Source organism: Vibrio sp. 10N.222.54.A3 (genome assembly GCF_041474095.1).
GTDB classification, from domain to species: Bacteria; Pseudomonadota; Gammaproteobacteria; order Enterobacterales; family Vibrionaceae; genus Vibrio; species Vibrio crassostreae_C.
Genome location: NZ_JBFRTN010000064.1, coordinates 1 through 23,232, shown reverse-complemented (window position 1 = coordinate 23,232; position 23,232 = coordinate 1). Strand labels below are relative to the sequence as shown.

At 44.5% G+C, this 23,232-nt stretch carries 19 protein-coding genes; 12 read left to right on the top strand and 7 right to left on the bottom strand.

Going from position 1 to position 23,232, the window contains the following annotated elements:
• Positions 1-262 precede the first annotated feature (262 nt).
• The 3 genes from phnX to phnW all read right to left on the bottom strand — a co-directional run bounded on the left by phnX (position 263) and on the right by phnW (position 3,727).
• The gene (phnX, locus tag AB4507_RS14430; RefSeq protein ID WP_372182864.1) at positions 263-1,081 is read right to left on the bottom strand and encodes a phosphonoacetaldehyde hydrolase; all 819 of its coding nucleotides are present in this window, start codon (positions 1,079-1,081) and stop codon (positions 263-265) included.
• A gap of 103 nt (positions 1,082-1,184) precedes the next feature.
• Positions 1,185-2,624 carry an aspartate aminotransferase family protein gene (locus tag AB4507_RS14425; protein ID WP_102491934.1) on the bottom strand — a complete coding sequence of 480 codons (1,440 nt, stop codon included), beginning with the start codon at positions 2,622-2,624 and terminating at the stop codon, positions 1,185-1,187.
• Complete coding sequence (phnW, locus tag AB4507_RS14420; RefSeq protein ID WP_372182863.1) at positions 2,624-3,727, bottom strand: 2-aminoethylphosphonate--pyruvate transaminase; 1,104 nt, start codon at positions 3,725-3,727, stop codon at positions 2,624-2,626. Before phnW ends, AB4507_RS14425 begins: the two co-directional genes overlap by 1 nt.
• 326 nt (positions 3,728-4,053) lie before the next feature.
• On the opposite strand from phnW, the gene AB4507_RS14415 reads away from it, so the two are divergent.
• From AB4507_RS14415 to AB4507_RS14390, 6 genes are all read left to right on the top strand, one after another.
• Positions 4,054-5,064, top strand: coding sequence for a putative 2-aminoethylphosphonate ABC transporter substrate-binding protein (locus AB4507_RS14415; RefSeq protein ID WP_108193676.1), 1,011 nt, complete (start codon positions 4,054-4,056; stop codon positions 5,062-5,064).
• A gap of 200 nt (positions 5,065-5,264) precedes the next feature.
• The gene (locus tag AB4507_RS14410) at positions 5,265-6,686 is read left to right on the top strand and encodes an FAD-dependent oxidoreductase (RefSeq protein ID WP_372182862.1); all 1,422 of its coding nucleotides are present in this window, start codon (positions 5,265-5,267) and stop codon (positions 6,684-6,686) included.
• A 227-nt stretch (positions 6,687-6,913) separates the two neighbouring features.
• Positions 6,914-8,023, top strand: coding sequence for a putative 2-aminoethylphosphonate ABC transporter ATP-binding protein (locus AB4507_RS14405; protein ID WP_372182861.1), 1,110 nt, complete (start codon positions 6,914-6,916; stop codon positions 8,021-8,023).
• A 21-nt stretch (positions 8,024-8,044) separates the two neighbouring features.
• Positions 8,045-9,754: a putative 2-aminoethylphosphonate ABC transporter permease subunit gene (locus tag AB4507_RS14400; RefSeq protein WP_372182865.1), complete on the top strand. Its 1,710-nt coding sequence runs from the start codon at positions 8,045-8,047 to the stop codon at positions 9,752-9,754.
• Positions 9,755-9,821: 67 nt separating this feature from the next.
• Complete coding sequence (gene phnR, locus AB4507_RS14395) at positions 9,822-10,526, top strand: phosphonate utilization transcriptional regulator PhnR (RefSeq protein ID WP_048609092.1); 705 nt, start codon at positions 9,822-9,824, stop codon at positions 10,524-10,526.
• A 136-nt stretch (positions 10,527-10,662) separates the two neighbouring features.
• Positions 10,663-11,565, top strand: a complete 903-nt coding sequence (locus AB4507_RS14390) for a multidrug transporter (RefSeq protein WP_372182860.1) — start codon at positions 10,663-10,665, stop codon at positions 11,563-11,565.
• 134 nt (positions 11,566-11,699) lie between these two features.
• On the opposite strand, the gene AB4507_RS14385 is transcribed toward AB4507_RS14390, so the two are convergent.
• From AB4507_RS14385 to AB4507_RS14375, 3 genes are all read right to left on the bottom strand, one after another.
• The gene (locus tag AB4507_RS14385; protein WP_102332033.1) at positions 11,700-12,482 is read right to left on the bottom strand and encodes a siderophore-interacting protein; all 783 of its coding nucleotides are present in this window, start codon (positions 12,480-12,482) and stop codon (positions 11,700-11,702) included.
• A 200-nt stretch (positions 12,483-12,682) separates the two neighbouring features.
• Positions 12,683-14,161, bottom strand: a complete 1,479-nt coding sequence (locus AB4507_RS14380; protein ID WP_080582209.1) for a peptide MFS transporter — start codon at positions 14,159-14,161, stop codon at positions 12,683-12,685.
• A 415-nt stretch (positions 14,162-14,576) separates the two neighbouring features.
• Positions 14,577-15,947: an L-serine ammonia-lyase gene (locus AB4507_RS14375; protein ID WP_017068616.1), complete on the bottom strand. Its 1,371-nt coding sequence runs from the start codon at positions 15,945-15,947 to the stop codon at positions 14,577-14,579.
• A gap of 356 nt (positions 15,948-16,303) precedes the next feature.
• Between AB4507_RS14375 and AB4507_RS14370 the strand changes: the two genes are divergently transcribed.
• On the top strand, positions 16,304-17,182 hold the full coding sequence (locus AB4507_RS14370; protein ID WP_017064809.1) for a YdcF family protein: 879 nt from the start codon (positions 16,304-16,306) through the stop codon (positions 17,180-17,182).
• Between the two features lie 129 nt (positions 17,183-17,311).
• Here the strand turns inward: AB4507_RS14370 and AB4507_RS14365 are convergent, their stop codons facing one another.
• Positions 17,312-17,572, bottom strand: coding sequence for a DUF333 domain-containing protein (locus AB4507_RS14365; RefSeq protein ID WP_017059521.1), 261 nt, complete (start codon positions 17,570-17,572; stop codon positions 17,312-17,314).
• A 302-nt stretch (positions 17,573-17,874) separates the two neighbouring features.
• On the opposite strand from AB4507_RS14365, the gene AB4507_RS14360 reads away from it, so the two are divergent.
• The 5 genes from AB4507_RS14360 (at position 17,875) to AB4507_RS14340 (ending at position 23,174) form a co-directional block, all read left to right on the top strand.
• Positions 17,875-18,393 carry an NUDIX hydrolase gene (locus tag AB4507_RS14360; RefSeq protein ID WP_372182859.1) on the top strand — a complete coding sequence of 173 codons (519 nt, stop codon included), beginning with the start codon at positions 17,875-17,877 and terminating at the stop codon, positions 18,391-18,393.
• A 228-nt stretch (positions 18,394-18,621) separates the two neighbouring features.
• Entirely contained in the window at positions 18,622-20,385 is a 1,764-nt protein-coding gene (locus AB4507_RS14355) for an ABC transporter ATP-binding protein (protein ID WP_017059523.1), read from the top strand.
• Positions 20,379-22,163, top strand: coding sequence for an ABC transporter ATP-binding protein (locus tag AB4507_RS14350; RefSeq protein ID WP_372098273.1), 1,785 nt, complete (start codon positions 20,379-20,381; stop codon positions 22,161-22,163). Before AB4507_RS14355 ends, AB4507_RS14350 begins: the two co-directional genes overlap by 7 nt.
• Before the next feature lie 235 nt (positions 22,164-22,398).
• Positions 22,399-22,665: a hypothetical protein gene (locus tag AB4507_RS14345; RefSeq protein ID WP_017067627.1), complete on the top strand. Its 267-nt coding sequence runs from the start codon at positions 22,399-22,401 to the stop codon at positions 22,663-22,665.
• 74 nt (positions 22,666-22,739) lie between these two features.
• On the top strand, positions 22,740-23,174 hold the full coding sequence (locus AB4507_RS14340) for a hypothetical protein (RefSeq protein ID WP_372104262.1): 435 nt from the start codon (positions 22,740-22,742) through the stop codon (positions 23,172-23,174).
• The last annotated feature ends 58 nt before the right edge of the window (positions 23,175-23,232 follow it).

Sequence of the window (23,232 nt, the reverse complement as noted above, 5' to 3'; positions counted from 1 at the left end):
ATATTATATATTTAAGATGTTTTAATTGTTGATTTTATCATTTGTTGGAATGCTTATATCTAAGCTATAGCCTAACCTCGTCTATTTACCAGTGGCCCTACGGGTAATAAGTAAAAAACTTGCGCTTTATCATGCTTATAAAGCAAAAATCCCCACCCAATATGTATAACTCGAATGAATACATGATTGGGTAGGGGTTTGAATTAAAGCGATTAGAGATGTTTTTCACGTACTTTATATCACGTGAACATCTCGCTTTTGCTTATGGGCGCTCTCCTGCCAGTAAACGCTGTTCAATATCTGCAATGACGCCTGGTAGGTCTGCAATGGTATCGATCAGGTAGTGCGGATTTGATTTGTTTAGCTTAACGCTTGTTTTTTCACGTGCAGCCGCAAGTGTTGTCTCGTCTGCATCTAAATATTCTTGATACGTTAAGCCTGCTTCGTTCCCCGATAATACAAGTCCAACTGTCCACATCCCTGCGTTGTGACCTTCATCGATCCCCGGTGCTGCGTCGTCTACTTTTACACACGCAGCAACGCTAGTTACACCTAGGTCGATTACGTTTTTCAGTGCCATAAATGGAGCAGGGCGACCACCTTGAGGTAAGTCATCGGTCGCTACCACGTTATCTGGTCGGTAACCGTAATCTGCAGCAGCAGGGATTAGCACATCCATCACTTCACGTGGGTAACCTGAACAAGATCCGATCTTCACGTTCTTCTCTTTTAGGTTATTGACCACTTCTATCGCATTCAAAATAGGTGCTGCGTGATCGGCTACTTTCGCTTTTTGAAGAGGCATGAATGCCGCGTAGATCGCGTCAACGTCTTCACTTGTCATTGAGCGTCCGAACTGAGCTTTCCAACGAGCGTCAACAGCAGGAATTCGACCCACTGCTTGGATGTGGTCCCATTTGCCGATCCCCATAGGTTCACGCGCTTCTGCTAAATCGATATCAAAGTCGAAACCTTGTCTGAATGCTTCAACGAAAATACTGGTTGGAGCAAATGACCCAAAATCAACGATAGTGCCGGCCCAGTCAAAGATAACCGCTTGGATAGGTGATGTTGTATTCATAGTCGTGTCCTATTTCTGTTCTCTCCCAACTCAGGTTGTTCTGGGAGATGAATGATTGTTTTAGGTTATTGGTTACTTGAAATTATTGCTTCAAGGCATGCTTTTAAAGGTATTCAAAGTCTTTGCAGATTTTTGCTATCGCTTTTTCGAATACAGACAGAGCGACTTGTAGTTCGCTGCGGCTGATGATCAATGGTGGGCTCAACTGAATCACATTACCTTGTGACACCTTAAAGCTCAGGCCATCGTTTAAACATTGGTAAAGTACTGCTTCCGCTTCATCGAAAGCTCGGGTTTTGGTGATATGATCGGTGACCAATTCCACCCCCCAGAGTAGACCGATGCCGCGAACGTCACCAATGACTGGGTACTTCTCTTTCATTTGAAGCAGCTGTTCACGCACGAATGCGCTGTCCGCTTGTACTTTTTCAAGTAGGTTTTCTTGTTCAATTACTTCCATGGTGGCGAGTGCTGCCGCGCAACCGATTGGGTTTTTTTCGTGGGTGTAGTGACCAAGAGATACTTGCGCTGCCGTGTTGTATTTGTCTTTAGTGATCATGGCTGCGATTGGTACTAAGCCTCCGCCAAAACCTTTACCGATACAAAGAATGTCAGGTTCGATATCAAACGCTTGGTGTGTAAACCATTCGCCGCTACGACCCATGCCATTTGGGATGTCGTCAATGATCAATATGACGTTGTGTTTGTCACAGATCTCACGAATGCGCTTCCAATAAGCCTTACTTGGCACTTGAACGTCTGTGTTACGAACCGCTTCTGCAATGAAGGCTCCAATACCGCCTTCTTTTTCAATCACGTACTCTAGGTAATCCGCATAACGCACATCACATGTGGTCTCGTTCGCATCGCCGGAGTTTTGCCCGCGAAGCGATAAAGAGTCATTAAGCGGGAAAGCACCACGATAAGAGACCGCTGGTGGAATGCGCTCTACGCCAGCCATTAATGGCCCCATGCCTTCGCGGAAACACGCTTCGCCACCTACTGAAATTGCATCGAGTGACGCGCCATGGAATGAGTCCCACAAAGACACTACTTTGAAATTGTTGGTGACATGTCGAGCAAGTTTTAGCGCCATGCCGATCACTGATGTGCCACCGGGAGCAAACAACACGCGATTCAAATCACCACCGCAGATCTGTGTGAGTTTCTCAGCACACTGAACGGCCGTCTCATTGGTAAAGCGACGCGGTGAAAACGGCAATGACGCCATTTGCTGAGTCACTTTATTGATGATGTGTGGGTGACCATAACCTAGCTGGTGAACATTATTGCCGTGAAAGTCCATGTACTTCTTGCCCGTCGCATCTTGAATGTAGATGCCTTCGGCTGCTTCAAGTGTGTCTAGGCAAGGCGTTGACATGGCTTGATGAAGAAACACGTCAGCATCACGCTTTAACATTACTTGAGTCGCATCATCGTTTAGCGACTCGTTCCATTTTTCGCGTGCTGGCGTGGTGTTCACATCGCCTTCGCTTCGAAAGTGTGTGGCCTTTAGAACTGGCTCTGGATTGGTCGTCGTCATTATTTGATGTCCCAGTACATAGCGTTTTTCACTGCGCTAATGAGAGCTTCAATGTCTGACGGATACACTTCACCAATGTTACCGATTCGGAAGCAGTCTGCGTTTGAAACCTTGCCCGGGTAAATCACAAACCCTTGCTCTTTCAAACGGTCATAGAATTCCTTGAATTGGTAATCGCTATGAGTTGGAGAATAGAAAGAGGTGATGATAGGTGAATGAAGGTCATCATTAAGCAGTGGTTCAAAACCAAGAGAACGCATACCTGCAACCAATGTGGTTTGGTTGGTTTGGTAGCGACTATGACGAGCTTCGATGCCGCCTTCTTGTTCCAATTCAAGTAGAGCTTGGTAGAAAGCGCGCACTGTATGAGTCGGAGAGGTGAAGCGCCATTTACCATGGTTGCTTTCCATGCAGTGCCACTGGTCAAACAGGTCAAGGCTTAATGAGCGAGCTTGGCCTTTGCATTTTTCCAGTTCCGATTGCTTCGCAATAACAAAGCCGAATCCAGGTACACCTTGAATACACTTGTTTGCCGAGCTGATCATGTAATCGATACCTAAGTCAGCAATATCCATAGGGATGCCACCAAAGCTCGACATCGCATCTAAAATGACGGTTTTGTTGTGCTGCTTTGCCAATTTGGCGATGTCTTCGATTGGATTCAACATACCCGTAGTGGTCTCACAGTGCACAATCGCAACGTGAGTAATGTCTGAATCCATAGCCAATGCCGTCTCCATTTCGTTCAAGTCAGGCTGTGATGTTTCACCTGGGGAAACGACATGGCATGGAATGTTTAAGTATTCTGAGATTTGAGCAATACGAGCACCATACGCACCGTTGTCAACAACAAGAAGCTTGCCGCTTTTTGAGATAACGCTACCGATTGTTGCTTCAACTGAAGCGGTGCCGCTACCTTGCATTAGTACGCTCGTATAACCCGTTTGCTTAGTCGCCAAAGTCACTAGTTTGCTACGAATCACTTCAACAACGTCTTTGTTGTATTCATCATCCCAAGTACACCAATCTTTTAGCATCGCTTGGCGAACGGTTTCAGAAGTAGATAGAGGACCCGGTGTCAGTAGTAGGTATTCGTTTCTCATGTTCAATTCTCGTGATTTGCAATCTGGACTATACCAATATTTGCGGTTACTTTAACAACCAATTTAAACGGTCGTAAATAGCCCAAACGCTATTTTCACAAAAGCTTCATATTCAAATTTGTCACTTGTGTTGAGAAATTTTCCGATCTTTAAATTGCCATTTTTTGTTCATTTAACCGTCATAAAAGTCGATTAGGTTAATACTCGTCATCTGGTACATACCAATTCAAAGGCGTGTACTAACAACCTAAATGAATTTATGGACATAGAAGCCTCTTGGTGGGGCTTCTAGCTTCTAACCTTGGCATCGGGCCTGACTGGAGAAAATGATGAAAAACCGTTTTATGAAAGGATCACTTGCAGCATTAGTCACACTATTAGCTGGTAACGCTTATGCGGCACAGGAAGTGACGGTTTATACCGCTTTTGAAACTGACATCTTAGCGAAGTACAAAAATGCTTTTGAAAGCGAAAACCCAGACATCAACATCAAATGGGTTCGTGATTCAACAGGAATCATGACGGCAAAATTATTGGCTGAGAAAAACAACCCTCGTGCAGAAGTGGTGTGGGGCCTTGCGGGTTCTTCAATGGCTCTACTTAAGGAGGAGGGCATTCTTAAGCCTTACACACCTCAAGGTGTAGAAGCGCTGCGCTCAAACCTCAACGATCCGCAATCTACTCAAGCTTGGTATGGCAACGATGCATTCTTCAATGCGGTTTGTTTCAACGAAGCGGTAGCGAAACAACTTAACCTACCAGCACCTAAATCTTGGGATGACCTAACCAAGCCTATCTACAAAGGCCACATTGCGATGCCAAACCCAGCATCTTCTGGTACGGGCTACATGCAGGTTTCGGCTTGGTTACAAAACATGGGTGAAGACCAAGGTTGGAACTACATGCAGAAGCTAGACCAAAATATTGCTCACTACACGCATTCAGGTTCTAAGCCATGTGTTCAAGCGGGCATGGGTGAAGTCGCTATCGGTATTTCTATGGCGAGCCGTGGCGCTAAGCTGAAAACTCAAGGCGCTCCACTTTCAGTGATTACACCTGAAGGCATCGGCTGGGAATCTGAAGCGGTAGGCCTTGTTAAGCCTTCTGATGCAGCACAACGTGTTATCGATTGGTCTATTTCTAAAGCGGCAAATGAGCTTTACATCGAAATGTACCCAGTTGTTGGTCACCAAGATGTGACAGGCAAAGCAGAGAACTTCCCTAATGTAGAAAAGAACATGGCAAAAATGGACTTCGCTCGCATGGGCAGTGAACGTGCAGACGTTCTTAAAACATGGTCTGAGAAGTTTGACGCTAAATCAGAGCCAAAATCTTAATCTACTGAGCTTTTTAGCTCATGAGCTCCTTGGTTAATTATCTACCGAGCTTATTAGACACATGGTTTATTAGATATATGGCTTATTAGACACGTAGTCCAATAGATATGCAGCTCATTAGAAGTTAGGAATCAGTAAAGGAAGGCTTCGGTCTTCCTTTTTTAGTTTTACGCCTTTAGGTTTTAAGTAAGGTACAACAAATGACAAAGCACTACTCATATTGGTTCAAGCAAGCGTTGGAACAAGAGTTTGGCAACATCAATGCGGAGTTAGATTCGGCTAAGCCGCTCCAAAAAGACGTCAACTGTGATATCGCCATTGTTGGCGGTGGCTATACGGGTTTATGGACGGCGATTTTAATCAAACAACAGCAACCCGAAAAACATGTTGTCGTGATTGAAAAAAGCCTATGTGGTAGCGGTGCTTCTGGTGCGAACGGCGGTTGCATGCTGACGTGGTCAACTAAGTATCCGACGCTGAAAAAGCTCTACGGAAAAGAACAAGCGAAATGGTTGGTTAAGGAATCGGAAAAGGTTATATACGAGATCGAAACCTTTTGTAACGAACACAAGATTGACGCGCATCTATATCGAAGCGGTACTTACTACACGGCGACCAATGAAGCGCAAAAGGGTGGAATGGAACCTGTTGTGAATGAGTTGGTCAAGCAAGGCATAAATAGTTGGAAGAAGTGTGATAAGTCTTTGGCTGAGAAAGCGGGATCGGAGCGTCATATTGAAGGTTATTACTCAGAAGCCGCGGGCAGTGTGCAGCCTGCGTTATTGGCTAGAGGTTTGCGCCGAGTCGCTCTCGAACTGGGTGTCGAGATTCACGAAAACACAGAGATGACATCACTCGACTATGGCTCCCCAGCTCGAATTCAAACCAAAGGCGGGTCAGTATGTGCGGATAAAGTGATTTTGGCACTCAATGCGTGGATGCTCGATCACTTCAAAGAGTTTAAGCGCAGCATTGTGGTTGTCTCTTCAGATATGGTGGTGACCAAACCCATTCCTGAAAAGCTCAAGCAGTTTGGTCCAGAGAAAGGGGCAGCGGTGGTAGATTCGCGTATCTTTGTCCACTATTACCGAGATACCCAGGACGGACGACTCATGTTGGGCAAAGGCGGTAATAAGTTCTCGTTTGCCAATCAAGTTGAAAGCATGTTTAACCAAACGACCAACTACCTGCCGATTCTCTATCAATCGTTTCAAAAACTGTTCCCTAAATTGGAACAAAGTGAATTCGATTACAATTGGTCTGGCGGCTCAGATCGTTCGGTCACCGGATTGCCATTTTTCGGTAATCTAAAAGGCCAAAGCAACATCTATTATGGGCTTGGTTACTCTGGAAATGGCGTTGCTCAAACCCGTATGGGCGGGAAGATTTTGTCAGCAATGGTACTCGATATCGACAATGCTTGGACGCGAAGCGGTTTAACTAAAGGCCCATTAGGACACTTCCCGCCAGAGCCATTCCGTTGGGTAGGTGCGATGATAGTGCGTGATGCGGTACGAAGAAAAGAGAACGCGGAAGATTCGGGTAGCACGCCATTGTGGCTAGATAAACAGTTATCCAAACTCGCAGGTGCGGCGGGCAAAGCCGACAAGGTTGAATCATAGATTAATCTAGCGTTTAAATTAGAAGTTTACATTGAGGCTCTCAGTGATTTATGGGCAAGTCACTGAGGGCTTTCAACGTTGAACTAACTTTCAATGTTGAACAAATAGCAATTTTTAATGCTTATTATATCTGCAATATAACTGTCATTTAGCTTCTATAAATTTGTCACTCAACTGCAATATTCTCAGTATAAATTTGGTATATACCATATAGAGAGTGCTGTAGTATGAGCAACCAAACTTATTTGAATATTGAAAACGTTGTAAAGCAATTTGGCCAATTTACAGCGTTAAAAGACATCTCCCTATCGATAGATAAAGGCGAGTTCGTCTGCTTCCTTGGCCCATCTGGCTGTGGAAAAACCACCTTATTACGTGCGATTGCAGGCCTAGACTTACCAACGTCAGGTTCTATTGAGCAGAACGGTAATGATACGACCTTCTTGCCACCAGAAAAGCGCGACTTTGGCATCGTGTTCCAATCTTACGCTTTGTTTCCAAATCTCACTGTGGAAGAAAACATTGCGATTGGTCTGAAAAACCAAGGCATGTCGACCAAAGAAGCCCTTGAGACGGTTGAGTCTTGGTTAGAGACCATTGGCTTACCAACGTCTGGTCAGAAATTTCCAAATCAGCTATCTGGTGGACAGCAGCAGCGTGTTGCTCTGGCTCGCGCATTAGCCTTGTCTCCAGGCTTGTTGCTACTCGATGAACCGCTTTCTGCGTTGGACGCAAAGGTAAGAACACACCTACGTGATGAGATCTGCCAACTGCAACGTAAGCTGGGTATCACTACTATTATGGTGACGCACGACCAAGATGAAGCGTTAACGATGGCAGACCGCATTGTGGTGATGAATCATGGTGTTATCGAGCAAGTGGGTGCTCCACAAGAAATCTATCAAAAACCCGTCAGCCGTTTTGTAGCTGAGTTTGTTGGCAGCATGAACTTTATTCAAGCTTCTGTTGCGGCTCAAGGCAAGATGCGCATTGCTGAGTCAATGCTGCCGTTACCTGGCTTAGATAATCTCACGCCAAATCTGGGTGATGTTTTCGATATTGCCGTTCGTCCAGAGCAAATCCAGTTTGTTGATCGTTTTAGTGAATCCTTGCCAGTGAGAATCGTATCAAGCGAATTCTTAGGGGCGTTTTATCGTATTGAGTGCCAATTGCAACATGACTCAACGGCGAAAGAGATCATCGTTGATGTACCCGTCAAAGAGTTCAACCGATTGAAGCTGCGTCGCAGTGATATTCGTTACGTGGCGTTTGATCAAGAAGGCCTTAGAGCTTACCCATCGAAAAGCCTGCAAGTGATGAAAGACGAGGCGGCGTAAACAATCATGGAATCGACTCAAATGATGCAATCTAAGCTGCTAATTCAACGACGAGTACAACCTTTTCTGGCTCGGTTAAGCAAAGACAACGTAATTCTGTTTGGGCTGTTGGCCTTTTTGTCTGTGGTCATGACGTTGTTTATCCTGATGCCACTGTGGGCGATGTTGAAAAAGAGTGTTCAGAACGCAGATGGCGAATTTGTAGGCTTAGAGAATTTCGCAACGTATTTTGCGTCTCAAAGCTTATGGCAGTCGGTAGGCAATACCTTCACGCTTGGGTTGCTAGTGACAGTTGTCGTGGGCGTCTTGGCGTTTGGTTATGCCTATGCGCTAACTCGTTCATGCATGCCTTTTAAGGGGCTTTTTCAAGTGCTGGGTTCTGCGCCTATTCTTGCTCCGTCACTGCTTCCTGCAATCAGTCTTATCTTCCTATTTGGTAACCAAGGTATCGCTAAAGAAGTCTTAGGTGGCAACTCGGTTTATGGCTTGATTGGTATCTCACTGGGCTTGATATTCTGGACGTTTCCACACGCCTTGATGATTCTGACCACCTCATTAAGAACCTCTGACGCTCGCCTTTATGAGGCAGCACGTGCACTCAATACTTCATCGTTAAAAACCTTTTTCATGGTGACGTTACCTGCGGCAAAATACGGCTTGATCAGCACCCTGATCGTTGTGTTTACGCTGGTGGTTTGTGACTTTGGTGTGCCAAAGGTGATCGGTGGTAGCTACAACGTGTTATCGACTGACATCTTTAAGCAGGTGGTTGGTCAACAGAACTTCTCTATGGGTGCGGTAACCAGTATCTTACTGCTATTGCCTGCGTTGCTTGCGTTTACCGTTGACCGCTGGGTTCAAAAGAAACAAAAGAGCTTGTTTGATACTCGTTCTGTCGCGTACCAACCTGAACCTAGTTCACTACGTGATGGCTTATGTTTCCTTTATTGCACCATCATCTCTGCTGCTGTGGTTATTGTGTTGGGCATGGCGATATACGGTTCGATGGTCACCTTCTGGCCTTGGAACAAAGCGCTGACGCTAAACAACTACAACTTCGCAGAAATGAGTACTTATGGTTGGGCGCCATTCTTCAACTCCTTAACGCTTGGTGCTTGGACTGCGGTTATTGGTACTGTTCTGATTTTCTTAGGTGCATACTGCATTGAGAAAGGTCGCGCCTTCGGTCCTGTTCGTCAAGCGATGCAAATGCTCAGCGTTGTTCCGATGGCCGTTCCGGGTATGGTGCTGGGTTTGGGTTATATCTTCTACTTCAATGATTTGAGTAACCCACTTAACTTCTTGTATGGCACGATGGCGTTCTTGGTGATTAATACCGTGGTTCACTACTACACGGTAGGGCACATGACGGCGTTAACGGCATTGAAACAACTGCCTTCCGAAATTGAAGCAACAGCGGCTTCGGTAAACTTACCGCAATACAAGCTGTTCTTTAAGGTGACGGTACCTGTTTGTCTGCCGGCGATTTTAGATATTGCGACATACCTGTTTATTAATGCACTTACCACGACATCTGCGGTAGTATTCTTGTATTCTACCAATACGATTCCAGCGTCAGTATCAGTACTGAATATGGACGATGCAGGTCAAACCGGTGCAGCAGCAGCGATGGCGGTGATGATCATGATATCTGCAGCGAGTGCGAAGTTGATTCATATGCTAATCAACAAGTTATTCGATAAGCGCACCCAAGCTTGGCGTAAACGCTAGCGAACCACTTATATTGCAGTTGGCCAAGGAGTGGCTGACGACAAGAACAAGAATGAAAGGAAATGAAGTGCAGTACGTAAAAATCAAAGATGTCATCGTAGAGCAGATAGAGTCGGGGATGTTAACACCACGACAGAAGCTGCCTGCGGAACGTAAGCTGGCTGAATCGTTTGATACGACTCGAGTTACCTTACGCGAAGCCTTGTCTTCACTTGAAGCGGAAGGGCGCATTTATCGAGAAGACCGACGTGGTTGGTTTATCTCTCCCGAGCCGCTTCGTTACGATCCAACACAAACGCTGAACTTCACCAATATGGCTCTATCGCAGAATCGTAAGCCGAAAACAGAGTTGGTGGCGGCGAAAGGAATGTTAGCAACCAAGGAGGCGACTCGGCTTCTTGAGTTACAACCTTTCTCGGACGTTTATCGAGTAGACAGAGTTCGTTATCTTGAAGATAGGCCGGTTGTGTATGTGACCAACTACATTCGACCAGAGTTGTTCCCTAACTTGCTTGATTATGACTTGTCTAAATCGTTGACGGACATCTACCGCGAACACTTTGGTGTGGTGTATCAGAAGATCCGTTACCGAGTGAGCACAACGTCTTTACTTGGCGAGACAGCGCAAGCCCTGCGTGCGACTTCTGGCTCACCTGCAATGGTTGTTGAGCGTGTTAACTACAATCAAAACGGCGATCTGATTGACTGTGATATTGAGTATTGGCGTCATGACGCGATCAGTATTGAGTCAATCGCGCAGCTAGAGCGCTAGTCATACGTTAGAACGTTAGCATATCTGCAATTATGCAGGATTGCCCAATTGAAAAGTTCAAAGGTCTCTTATTCGGAGGCCTTTTTATCACCTGTTGTCAGCCGTTGTGCTAATTCATCTATAATTTAGGAATGAAATGGAATTCTCTGCCATCGTCATCGTGACTATTTCGGCTTTGCTTCACGCGGGTTGGAACGTTCTAGGTAAATCGAATCAAGGATCAGGCTCGTCTTTCTTCTTAGCCTCTGGCTTTGCCGCTGCTGCGATATTGACTCCCTATTTGATTTGGTTCATTTACAGTGTCGGCTTTGTGAATATCACGCTTTTATTCTGGAAGCTACTTCTTTTAAGTGGTATTTGCCAAATCATCTATTTAATCGGCTTAGGTGTAGCCTACAAGCAGGCCGATATTGGGGTGATTTACCCGATGGCACGAGCGCTGCCCGTGTTGATGGTGGGTTTAGGCACGGTGTTGATAGGCTATGAGCTGTCACCTAATCAATGGTTTGGCTTCACCTTGATTACCTTGGGTTGTTTGTTTGTACCACTTAAGAAGTTTTCAGATCTTAGGTTAAAAGCGTATCTCAACCTTGGCGTACTGTGGGCGTTAATCGCGGCCATTGGTACCACGGGCTATTCCATCATTGATAAAGAAGCGCTTCTGTTACTCGATCCTTTGAGCACACCAGTTATAACTAACAAGCACACCGCGATTTTCTACCTAGGTATCCAGTTCTGGGCAATTGTGATTCCGTTGAGTGTTTGGTTATTCGTAACCAACCAAAGAATCGAGTTTACTAATGCTTGGATACTGCGAAAGAAAGCCACGCTTGCAGGCATTATGATGGCTTCGACCTATGGCTTAGTGCTGTTTGCGATGACCATGACTGAAAATGTCAGCTTGGTTGTTGCTCTTAGGCAAGTGAGTATCATTTTCGGCGTAGTGATGGGGATCTACTTTTTAAAGGAAAAGTGGCACGCGACTCGCGGTGTAGGCGTATCTCTAATTATTGCTGGCTTAGTTATCTCATTGACTTAAAAGATCGCCTGAGTGATTGGGGATTTGTGAATAGGTATCTCTATTAAGTTAAATGAAAAAACGCCCTTAGCGAAACAAACTTCGTTAAGGGCGTTTTCTCTTTATCTAGTAAGAAGCTGTAGGTAGTAAAAGACTTACCCCGCTAAATCTTGAGCATCTTGCTGTTTCAACACTTTGTGGCCATCTTCAGTGACACCACGTTTCCAGTAGCTGCTGATGTAGATGTTCTCTTTCGCGACTTCTTTTTCGTTGCGGAAGTATTGTCTTAGCTCACGCATGCTTTCAAATTCACACGCTGTCCATATTGAAACCTGACCTTCTAACCATTCTGTGTTGCGCACGGTTTGTGAAAGTGACTCTGAGGTTTCATCTTCAATCAACCAGGTTACTTTGATACCTTGAGGAGTCTCAAGTACCTGCTTATCTGCTGCTGAGTTGATCTGAATGATAGCGTGACCAGTTGCTGTTTCTGGGAGCGTTTTTACTTTTGCAGAAAGCGCAGGTAGGGACGTCATGTCTGCAACTAAGAAGAACCAGTCTGACTCTAGGTTAAGCCCCTGAATTAAACCAGGACCAGCCACTGAAATAGTGTCACCCACTTTCGCGTTCATTGCCCACCTTGCAGCAAAGCCACACTGCAAATCTTTAGTGATGTGACGAACGAAATCGACTTCAATCCACTGCTCTACAGGATTGTACTGACGAATGGTGTAGGTACGCATGGTTGGGCGCTCACCTTCGTTTAGCTGGCTTAAATCAGTCGTGCCAAGTGGCGAGAATAAAAGCTTGATGTAGCCGCCGGCACATTCTGTTGGGTATTTACTTAATCCCTCACCGCTAAGCGTTATGCGCTGCATGTTTGGAGTAATTGTTGAGGTTTGAGTAACGGTTAATGTGATAGGGCTAGGCTTGCTCATATAAGGCTCTCTTAGATTTGGATTTCCACATCATAATCCTGAACTAAAAAACACTCAATACTAATAGTTATCATTTACTTTGATTTACACATGTACTACCTAACTTATACGACAGATCCTATTGAGAAACGGATCCTACAAAAAAGAGCCCTTTAGAAAACTAAAGGGCTCTTAGGATTGGTTTGACTCAGCGAACAGAATTAGCTGTTTGCTTGCTCTAGTTCAATCGTTTCTTCAGCGGCTTTCGCAGCTTCTAGCATCTTACGAATAATGAACGATGCTGCCATTGCGATACCTACCATCACGACGGCAAGAACAGTCAGCATTTGGAAGTAATCACCGTAAACCGTTTGCACGATCTCTTGTGTGATCTCTTGACCTTTCTCTAGTGCAATAGACGTTGAGAATACCGCGCCAACAATGCCTGATAGTGCGATAGCAACAGAGAACAAGCTTACTGAGAAGTTTTCAATGTGCTTAGGTGCAACAGACAGGATGAAGGCTACAACCATTGAACCTACAATCACTTCACCGAATGCTAGGAAGAAGTGAATCGCTAGGAAGACTTCTGGGCGGATCAGAATATCGTCACCAACTGTCGTTACTGCCATCGTAAGGATACCGAAAGCGATAGCCGTAAGGATGAAAGAGAAACCGACTTTGGTTGCAGTTGAGAAGTTAATGTTTTTCTTTTCTAGGTTAGAGAAGATACCCGCGATGATAGGGCCAGCAACCATACACCATAGTGGGTTCATTGCCATTGAAGCTTCAGGTGCGACAGGGATGAAACCAAATAGATCGCCACGCATTGTGTTGATCGCTACCATTGTCATCGAAGTCATCATCTGACCGTAGTACACGAAGAAACATGTCGTCAGGAATGTGATGATTAAGATAGTCCCCATTTTTAGCATGTCTGATTTCTTCGATTTCATCATCAAAGAGACAAAGTAGATGATCGCTGCACCACCGATTGCGTACACGATGTTTTGGCCAATATCCATGTTAGAGAACATGAAGAATACCAAGCCGATCATTGCTGCAGAAAGACCAAGGAACGCTGCCCAGTTTTTAGTGCTTACTGGTTTTTGGTCGATTTCAGCACTTGCTTCAACAAGGCCTTTGCGAACAAAGATCATCATCAGAAGCGCAGCACCGGCTAGAACCGCTGAAAGAAGGAAACCACCGTGGAAACCAACAACAAGTACTAGCATTGGGAACAGGTATTGGCCTAACAGAGCACCAATATTGTTTACTGAGTAGTTGATTGGGTAGCAGTTCTCAAAATCTTCTTGAGTTTTGAACGTGCGTTTGTAAAGACTTGGGTAAGAAGGGGACATCAAACCACGTGCATAACTTGCTAACGCAATACCACATAATGCCATCGGAACATTGGTTGCTGCTGCACCAAGTACCAGTAGAACGTAACCACTTGCGAACCCTAGGAAGGCAATGGTTAAAGATCGGTAAGCGCCTAAAAACTTGTCGGCGATAAAGCCACCTGCGATAGCAAATAGCGGTCCGATTGCAGAGAAAGCACCAACAACCATCATGGTGTCGGCTTCATTGTAGTTCAGATCTTCAAGGAAGAAACGAGTCAAGATCACCATGACGCCATAGAACGAAAGTCCGAACATCATTTGGCAGAACATCATTGATTTGTTTAATCTATTCCACATTATTTTATTCTCACGTTTGTATTAATATGTAGTGTAATTGCCCGATTATAATATCATTAGTAGTAATACATAAACTTAAACATCTGTCCCAAGCAGAACTTTACTCGATATATCTTTTCTTATGAGTGCATTCATATTTCTCATGAATGAGATTTGCAACGTTAGATTTTGCAAGTGGATGCATGGCGGTATGAAATTTAGCCATCATCATTTGTGGCTAAGTAATGAACTAATAAAGGGAAAGTTAGAGGTAGTCATTCTGTAAGTTATTTTGAGTGAGTATCACTTTCAATTAGCTGTTGGGCTTTAGCCAATAAAAAAGCCAGCTTGGTGGCTGGCTTTGTTGAGATATTGAAAACTAAGTTTACAAGAATGCTGTCTCTATAGAGGCTTTCTCCACTCGTGTTCCTGTCTTTTATTCACAAGGTGGTGCCATGTGGATCACGGCTAGGCCGCCTAGAGAAGTTTCACGGTACTTCTTGTTCATGTCTTTACCTGTTTGGTACATGGTCTCGATAACCTTGTCTAACGAGATAAGACACTTGCTGGTACGTTTCAATGCCATGCGCGATGCATTGATCGCTTTCATTGCACCCATTGCGTTACGTTCGATACATGGTACCTGTACTAGTCCGCCGATTGGGTCGCATGTCATGCCCAGTGAGTGTTCCATCGCGATCTCAGCTGCAATACAAATCTGTTCGTTGCTACCACCACGTAGGGCAGTTAGGCCTGCTGCGGCCATTGATGAAGAAACGCCGACTTCACCCTGACAACCTACCTCTGCGCCAGAAATCGAAGCGTTGGTTTTGTATAAGATGCCGATTGCGCCAGAGACTGCCAAGAAGTCTTTAAGCTGCTTAGTGTCTAGCTCTTTGATGAAGCGATGGTAGTACATTAATACCGCAGGAATAACCCCAGCCGCACCGTTGGTCGGTGATGTCACGACCTGACCGCCCGCTGCGTTTTCTTCACTTACAGCAAAGGCAAATAGGTTAATCCAATCCATGATCTCCATTGGATCGTTTTCAATCGAGGCATTTGCTTCCAGCTTTTTAAGCAGAGCAGGTGCTCGACGAGTGACTTCTAGACCGCCATCAAGAATGCCTTCCGTGTCAAAGCCACGCTGCATACACAGAGACATCACCTTCCAAATTTGGTCGGCTTTCTGGTCAATCACATCCATACCTTGGAAAGACACTTCGTTACGCAGAATTAAGCCACCAAGGCTCAGTCCTTGTTGTTCGGATAGTTCAAGTAACTGATCAGCGGAAGAGAAAGGGAACTCAACTTGTGTTTCTGCTTCCTGTTTGCCGTTTTGTAGCTCATCAGCGGTTGCGATAAAGCCACCACCAATCGAGTAGTAGGTTTCCATATCCAGAAGGCTGCCGCTTTCGTCAAAGGCAGAGATAGTCATGCCATTTTCATGCAACGGAAGGTTAGTTTTGTGGAAGAGCAGATCGCTTTCTACATCGAAATAAATTTCATGGTTACCGCTAACCAATAGAGATTTATCTTCAATCGCCTTACGCATTGCTTGGTTAGCACTGGTGATTTTAATGGTGTCGGGGCGGTTACCTAGCAAACCTAACAAGGTCGCTCTGTCTGTGTGGTGACCAATACCCGTCAATGATAACGAGCCGTATAAGTCGATTTGAATACGCTTCACTTGCTTAAGCTGAGCATCAATTTTTTGGGTAAAGTTAAACCCAGCGATCATTGGTCCATTTGTGTGGGAGCTGGATGGTCCAACCCCAATTTTGTAGATATCAAAAATAGACAGCATAGTAACTTCCTGTGAAGACGGTTCGATGGACGAACTCTGTGTAAAATTTGTATTTGGTTAGTTGCACTTCTTTGAGTGAACCTGTTCTGTGGGTGAAACAGTTATGCGATAGAGCGTATTCATTGATTGAAAGGGCTCTTTTATCGACTAGTGCTAACAAGCATAGAGCGATGAAATACAAGAGCGTGCTATGTTTGCTGTAAAGCGACACGTTTATTCTTGTATTACCTAAGATGTCGCTATCAATAGTGAGCATTATTGCGAGCAACATATAAGAATTTCAAAATACTTTTGTTAACAAGTATTGTATACATAATTCACTCCATCTAATCCCCAAAACGAGACTTGAACATAAAATGAGCATTAATCACCTCCTTATTGTGCTGGGTAAGCGACTTAATGAGAATAAATTGACTGATGAAGGAATCAGTCGAGTTGATGCTTTGGTTGAGTATCTGGCGGAGCCTTTGGTAGAAGAGTCGAATCAGCAAACTGCGGTAGCATTTTGTGGTGGGCTAACAAAAGGGCAAACACTGTCTGAAGCCGACGCGATGCACCAGTACTTTAGAAAGCTTGAAAAGCAGCGTGAACATCCGTTTTCTTTAGGGGCGATTTTGCTCGAGCAGCACTCGACCAACACTGTCGAGAACATACAGAACTTGGCCTCAGAGATGATTGCAAGCGGGCTGTTTACTCGCGGGCAAAGTGTGCAAGTGACATTCGTTTCGAATGACTACCATTTACAACGTATATTCGAGATTCAATCGCTCATGGGCGAGCAAGGTTTGCTTAAAGTTCTCATCGAGAAGTGTTCCGCACTTGGGGTAGAGCAGCAAATAGATCGCAGGTTGGAGGCTCATGTTGCGGTGCCATACCCACATCAAAGTGCTCAGGGGCAATTGTTTCTGTTGATGGACGTACTGACGACCTACCGAGTTTATCTTGAAGGTGTTTGTGCGGGCGCATTTAAGCGAGATTTAGAGTTGGTTAGACGAGAGCCTGAAAGACTGTCTTTGGAAGCATTGATCACTGCCAAAGAGCTCGTTGGACGTTCATCTGACTTTGACATTGTGGAGAGTTTACTCCCAGCATTGGAGCGCTGTATCCAGCAGACTTCAGTGGGTACCGATGTAAAAAAAGTCAGGGAATACCTAGCTCTACTAGATACTAACCTGACTTTATTGAATCGTTATTTAGATCCGGAATCGGATCACACACATCGCTGGTGGCGATAGATGTTTATTTCTTTCTCGTGATGCCAAAAGCTAGAAGTTCAGTGCCTTCTTCAGCGATGTTTTTAACCGCTCGAACGTAATCATCGCCCATAACATTGTGCCAGAAGGCTCATGTGTTTTTTACAGTGATTAACTTTGGTTTTCTGAATCTTGCTCATGGTTATTGCGGTAGTACTCCCACTGTTCAATGCGCTCGCCGTCATCGAATACACAGTAAGTTGTACGCTGATTGTTTTCAGTAACCGTGTCTAATTCACCGTCTTGTTGAACACAATAAACCGCTGCTGGGTTAGCGACTGAAACACGTTGGCCTTCGCTATATTCTGCATAGTCGTTTGCACAACCGCCTAATACAACGGCACATACAGCCATCAAACCAATTTTCTTCATGTCTATCTCCTACGTGATAACTCTATAATCGAATGCGTTAAGTTCTACAGAACCAAATGAGAAGCTCTATGAAATTAGTATATTTTAGATTTCAGAAAAGGTTGTCCTAATTTGGTCAAGATATTGAAATAGGTTGATATTTCTTCATGTTTAACGACTTTTTGAGTGTTAGATCAAGCTAAGTGGATTCAAGTTACCGTAGGAATATCCCCGTCCGATCCGTTCTGGTTAGCGGTTGTGAACCTCGAATCTATTGATGATTATGATATGATGCCGCCAAATTCAGTAGAGCAGTCAGAATCATGAGACACCTAAAAACAACCATCCATCCTGATATCGACCATCTAGACAATAAAACGGTCTATAAGCGCAACGCTGCCCGTGCCATTGTGTTAGATGGTGAAGACATTCTGATGCTGTATACAGAGCGTTATCACGACTACACCATTCCTGGTGGTGGTTTGGATGAAGGGGAAGATGTGATCGCAGGTATGGTTCGTGAACTCGAAGAAGAGACTGGCGCGAAGAATATCCATAGCATCAAGCCGTTCGGCATTTTTGAAGAGTTTCGTCCTTGGTACAAAGATGATGCAGACATGATGCACATGATTTCTTACTGCTACTCATGCAAGATCGATCGTGAGCTTGGTGAAACGGCTTACGAAGATTATGAAGTGAAAAACGGGATGAAACCGGTGTGGATGAATATCCATGAAGCGATCGCTCATAACGAAAAGACCATGGCAGAGAGCCCTAAGAAGGGCATGAGTATTGAACGTGAAACCTTTTTGCTGCATTTGATTGTCAAAGAGATGCTTTAGCCGTTATCAATACTAGCCTGCTAAGCTATTTATTTGCCGCCACTTTTGGCGGCAAAGTTGTTTCTAGCAATGCTAAAACTTAATACCCGAAACTAATTATTGAATATGGTTGATATTGTCAACTAAGTGTTTTTGATGTATCTTTACCTCAGCGATGAACCTATCTAGCTTAACTGCCCGGTTATATCGTTAAATCTCGCTGTGAGCCTGCCCTAAACAAAGAATACTATGAATAAAAGACAGTTTATTGCCCATTATCTGCGCATGAATCGCACCTCGTACTTATTGGCGATTGTGTTCATCTTTCTCGTCAACTGGTTACAAGTAGAGATCCCTCGTTATATCCAATTGGCGATAGATTTGATTGATGATGCCTCTTCAACTGGCCACCAACAGCTTCAAACCTATGTTTGGATTGTGGTCGGGATGTCGGTTGCCATGGTGGTGGTGAGAATTCTGTCTCGTATCTATGCGCTTAATCCGGGGCGAATTACAGAGGCCGCACTTAAAAGTACACTTCTACAAAAGTTGAATCGCTTACCGAGCAGCTTTCACGAACGCTTTGCTTCGGGTCGACTGATCTCGATTATCAACAATGACCTTAGTGGCATTCGACTGCTGTTTGGTGTCGGCTTCTTGCAGTTCTTCAATGCCTTGCTTGCGTTGTCGTTGACGCCTCTTTACATGTGGCGCATATCGCCAGAACTCACACTGTATTCGATCATTCCTATCTCAATCGCTTTTGTGATTTTCCGTGTGGGCTTCAAGCGTATGAAAACGCTGCATTTAGAGCACATGAAGCGCCTACAAAATCTGTCTGCTCAGCTAATGAGTTACCTGTCTGGGATTGATCTCATTAAGAGCCAGCAGATGTCACCTTGGGTGAAAGCTGAAACTGAAAAACTGAACCAGTTATTGCTTGAATGCCGCCTTAAAATTACACGCATTCAAGTCTTCTTTATGCCGGTACTCGACTACGCCAATGACCTGATGAAAATCATCATTCTTGGGCTTGGTGGCTACATGTTAATGAGACAGGAACTCACACTTGGTGAGATTACCGCCTTTCTGACTTACTCAGTTTTGCTCGCTATGCCATTGATGCAACTTGGCAGAATCGCGACCATTTATCAGCGAGGCATGGTCGGTATCCAAAGTGCACAAACCATTCTTAATGCCAAAGTCCCAGAGCTAGATGAAGATAAGCTTACTGAATTAGATGTTGAATCGCTGAAGGGAAAAACGTTTTCCGTTCGCAATCTCAGCTTCAGCTATTCAGGTGAAGAACGCGTGATTCTCGATGACATCAGCTTTGATATTCCAACAGGTAAGAAAGTGGGTGTGTTAGGCGGGATCGGAGCGGGTAAAACGACATTAGTGAACTGCTTAAACCACCACTTGGATGTACCACAAGGTTCTGTTTTCCTTGGTGAAAGAGATGTCACTAGCTTCTCACGCAGTGACTTACGCCGTTACGTGAAAACCGTGACTCAAGACCCTTACCTGTTTTCAGCAACCGTCGAAGACAATATCCGCTTTGGTAGCCTAGATACCGATTTGGCAAAGAGTCAGGTTGATGAAGTGCTAGAGCTCAGCCAGTTGGCCAGTGATGTGACACGTTTTGAACACGGCGATCAAACCTTAGTCGGTGAGAAAGGGATCATGTTGTCAGGTGGTCAGAAGCAGCGCTTAAGTATTGCGCGTGCTTTATTGCAACCCACCGACCTGATCATCATGGATAACGTTCTATCGGCTGTCGACTATGAAACAGAACGTAAGATCTTGGAAGGTTTGTTTAAACGTTTGGAAAATCAATCGGTTCTTGTGGTTTCACACCGCGTTAATGCCCTTGAATATATGGATGAAGTCATCGTGTTGAACGAAGGTAAAGTGATCGCGAAGGGCGACCACGCCACGTTATTGAAAACCTGTGATTACTATTACGATACATGGCAACTACAGCAGAATGAAACGGAGGCAGCAGCATGTTAAAACGTGTTGATCTCAAGTACCTCAAGCACTTTTTTAAGTTTGCTAAGAAATACAAAGGCTCTGCGATTCTGGGCATCGCTATGCTTCCTCTTTCTGTCATCACGAGCTTGTTGTTCCCTTGGCTGATCATTCAAGTGATCGATGTTCACCTGAGTCACGGGGATATGGATGGTCTGCTCGAATACGTCTTCTATCTCGTTGCCGTGCTGGTGGCTAGTTATGTGGTGGATACCACCTATTCGTACAATCTGCGTAAAACTGGTCAATACACTATAACTGACATGCGCTCAGTATTGTTTTCTCGCGTGCTCAAACTGCCACGCAGCTATTTTGATAACACACCGATTGGGGTAACGCTTTCACGATTAACCAGTGACTTGGAAACCATCGGCGAGACGTTTGTTCAGTCGGTTGTAGGGCTAGTTAAAGACAGCATCAATACCATTGCTCTGTTGGTGATGATGTTCTTCATTGATTGGCAGTTAACGATGATTGTATTGATCATTATGCCGCCAGTGATGTATTTGACGGTGTATGTGAGAAACCGACTTCGTGCTCTCTATAAGGTGACTCGTTCTTCTCTCGCTCGCGGTATTGGCTTTTTACAAGAAGTCTTATTTGGCATGAAAACCGTTCAGATGTACCGAGCGGAAGAGCAAGTCGAGCAACGCTACCAAGGCTATACCGATGAGTTTTTAAGAGCGCAGAAGAAGATCAATAAATACGATGCGATTTTGTTCTCGTTTATCTCCGGCATCACTTCAATCACTATCGCGATTATGATCTGGTATGGCTCTGAGCAAGTGATAGAAGGAGCGCTCACCTTGGGTGTGCTGATTGCGTTCATCAATACTTTAGAGAAAGTGTTTGTTCCGATCCGAGACTTTACTTCGCAGATCGCTTCGATTCAGAGTTCATTTGCAGCGTTTGACCATATTGAAGAACTGTTTGTTGAGCCGACTGAAGAGGAAGGGCGTAACCTGCTGCCATCTAACAAGGTTGAGAAACAGCTTGAACAGTTTGTGAGCCTAGAGTTTAAGAACGTAAGCTTCCGCTACAAAGACGACTCTCCCTACGTTCTAAAGAATGTCTCGTTTGTATTGGAGAAAGGGCATCAAATTGCCCTTGTGGGTTCGACGGGTTCGGGCAAGTCGACGATTCTGCGTCTGATCTCTAAAACCTACCAAGATTATGAAGGCAGCATTTTGTTGAATGGAATAGAGCTGTCACAGATCTCAAGTGAAGACTCTGCTCATTTGTTCTCAATGATGATGCAAGACGTGCACTTATTTGAAGAGACCATTCAATTCAATATCGCGCTGGGCAAAACGCATCTATCTAGAACTGAGGTTGAACAGGCGGCGCGCTATGTTTATGCCGATAAGTTTATTGAACAATTGCCACAAGGTTATGACTTCCACTTGGAAAAGAACGGCTCCAACTTGTCTGTAGGGCAAACGCAGCTTATCTCGTTCGCTAGAGCGGTTGCACAGGGTGGTCAATTGATGATGCTTGACGAGGCGACCAGTTCGGTAGATTCAATCACCGAAGACCTGATTCAAAAAGCAATGCAGCGCCTTTTCAAGGAAAAAACTGTGATTGCGATTGCACACCGTTTGAGTACCGTTCGTCACTCAGATACGATTTTGGTGTTGGAAAAGGGTGAAATTGTTGAGCAAGGTAATCATCAACAGCTGGTGGCACACAATGGTATTTATGCTGGCTTGTTACAAGAATCGATTGTAGAAACGGGCGATTCTCAAGTAACGGTTGCCTGATCACCTCAAATCAGGTTTACCGTTATCGATACTATGAATTGGTGTTGCTTATGTTTCACCAATTTCTATTCTTTTCTAGTATTCCCAGTAGCTTAGGAAAAATAAAACATATTTTACGATTATTAATATGTTATGATATCCCTACTACTAAAGGGGTGTCTTAGGGCATCGGGATGTATGCAAGCAAAAAGAACCGGCTTGTGTCAGTCACTTTCTGGCGAATATGGAATCGAAAATGTTGTTGGAAGAAGTTGTAGAAATTATCGAATTAACCGACTCAGACCATTTATCTCAAGCAATGGAACTGTTTAACGAGCATGGTTTTGTTGATACTGAGTCTTTACCTTTTATGAATGTTGTTTTTGAAACAGCACCAGATCAACTTGCGAAGAAGCTGTCGCAGATTGGTTTTAAAGGTTTAGTGCAAGTCGAAAAGAACGAAGATGCATCAGGCTTCACCATTATTGATGCTGACCGTGTTCTGCTAAAAGACTCTGCTTAGCTGCAAGATTCAGCTTAGTGAAAAGACTCTATCCAGTTCAGTAACACCCGTTATGATTATTTGAGGTTAACACAGTGACAACAGCAACCGTTTCATCAACAGAGCAACACATTTCCAATGAACATGCGCTTTTAGGTGCATCGTTATTAGCGTCTCAAAAAGTTGAGTTGGCTCTGTTCAGTGTGATCTCTAAATTAGTTAAAACCCTATCAAAAGATCAGCAACAGGCATTAGGTCTGGATTTGGATACCTTTTTAAGGGAGAAGCCAAGTGAGCAAGCCTCGACTCTGAGCCGCTACGAAAATACGTTTGGTGAGCAACTTCCTTTGAAGGCCAATGAACTCAACGATTTTATTTATCATCGAAACTTGGTTACTCGTGGATTTTGGCGTGTGACTGGAGCTGATGTTAAAGGCGGTGAGAAGCTTGCTAACCCAGAGCTTTATTTAAAAGAGTTCTTGGCCAAGTGTGAATACTGGCAAGTGATGCTTGATACTCAAACCAAGTAATCAAATAGAAATAAGAAAGCCATAGCGAACATGCTATGGCTTTTTTGTTGGTGCGCCG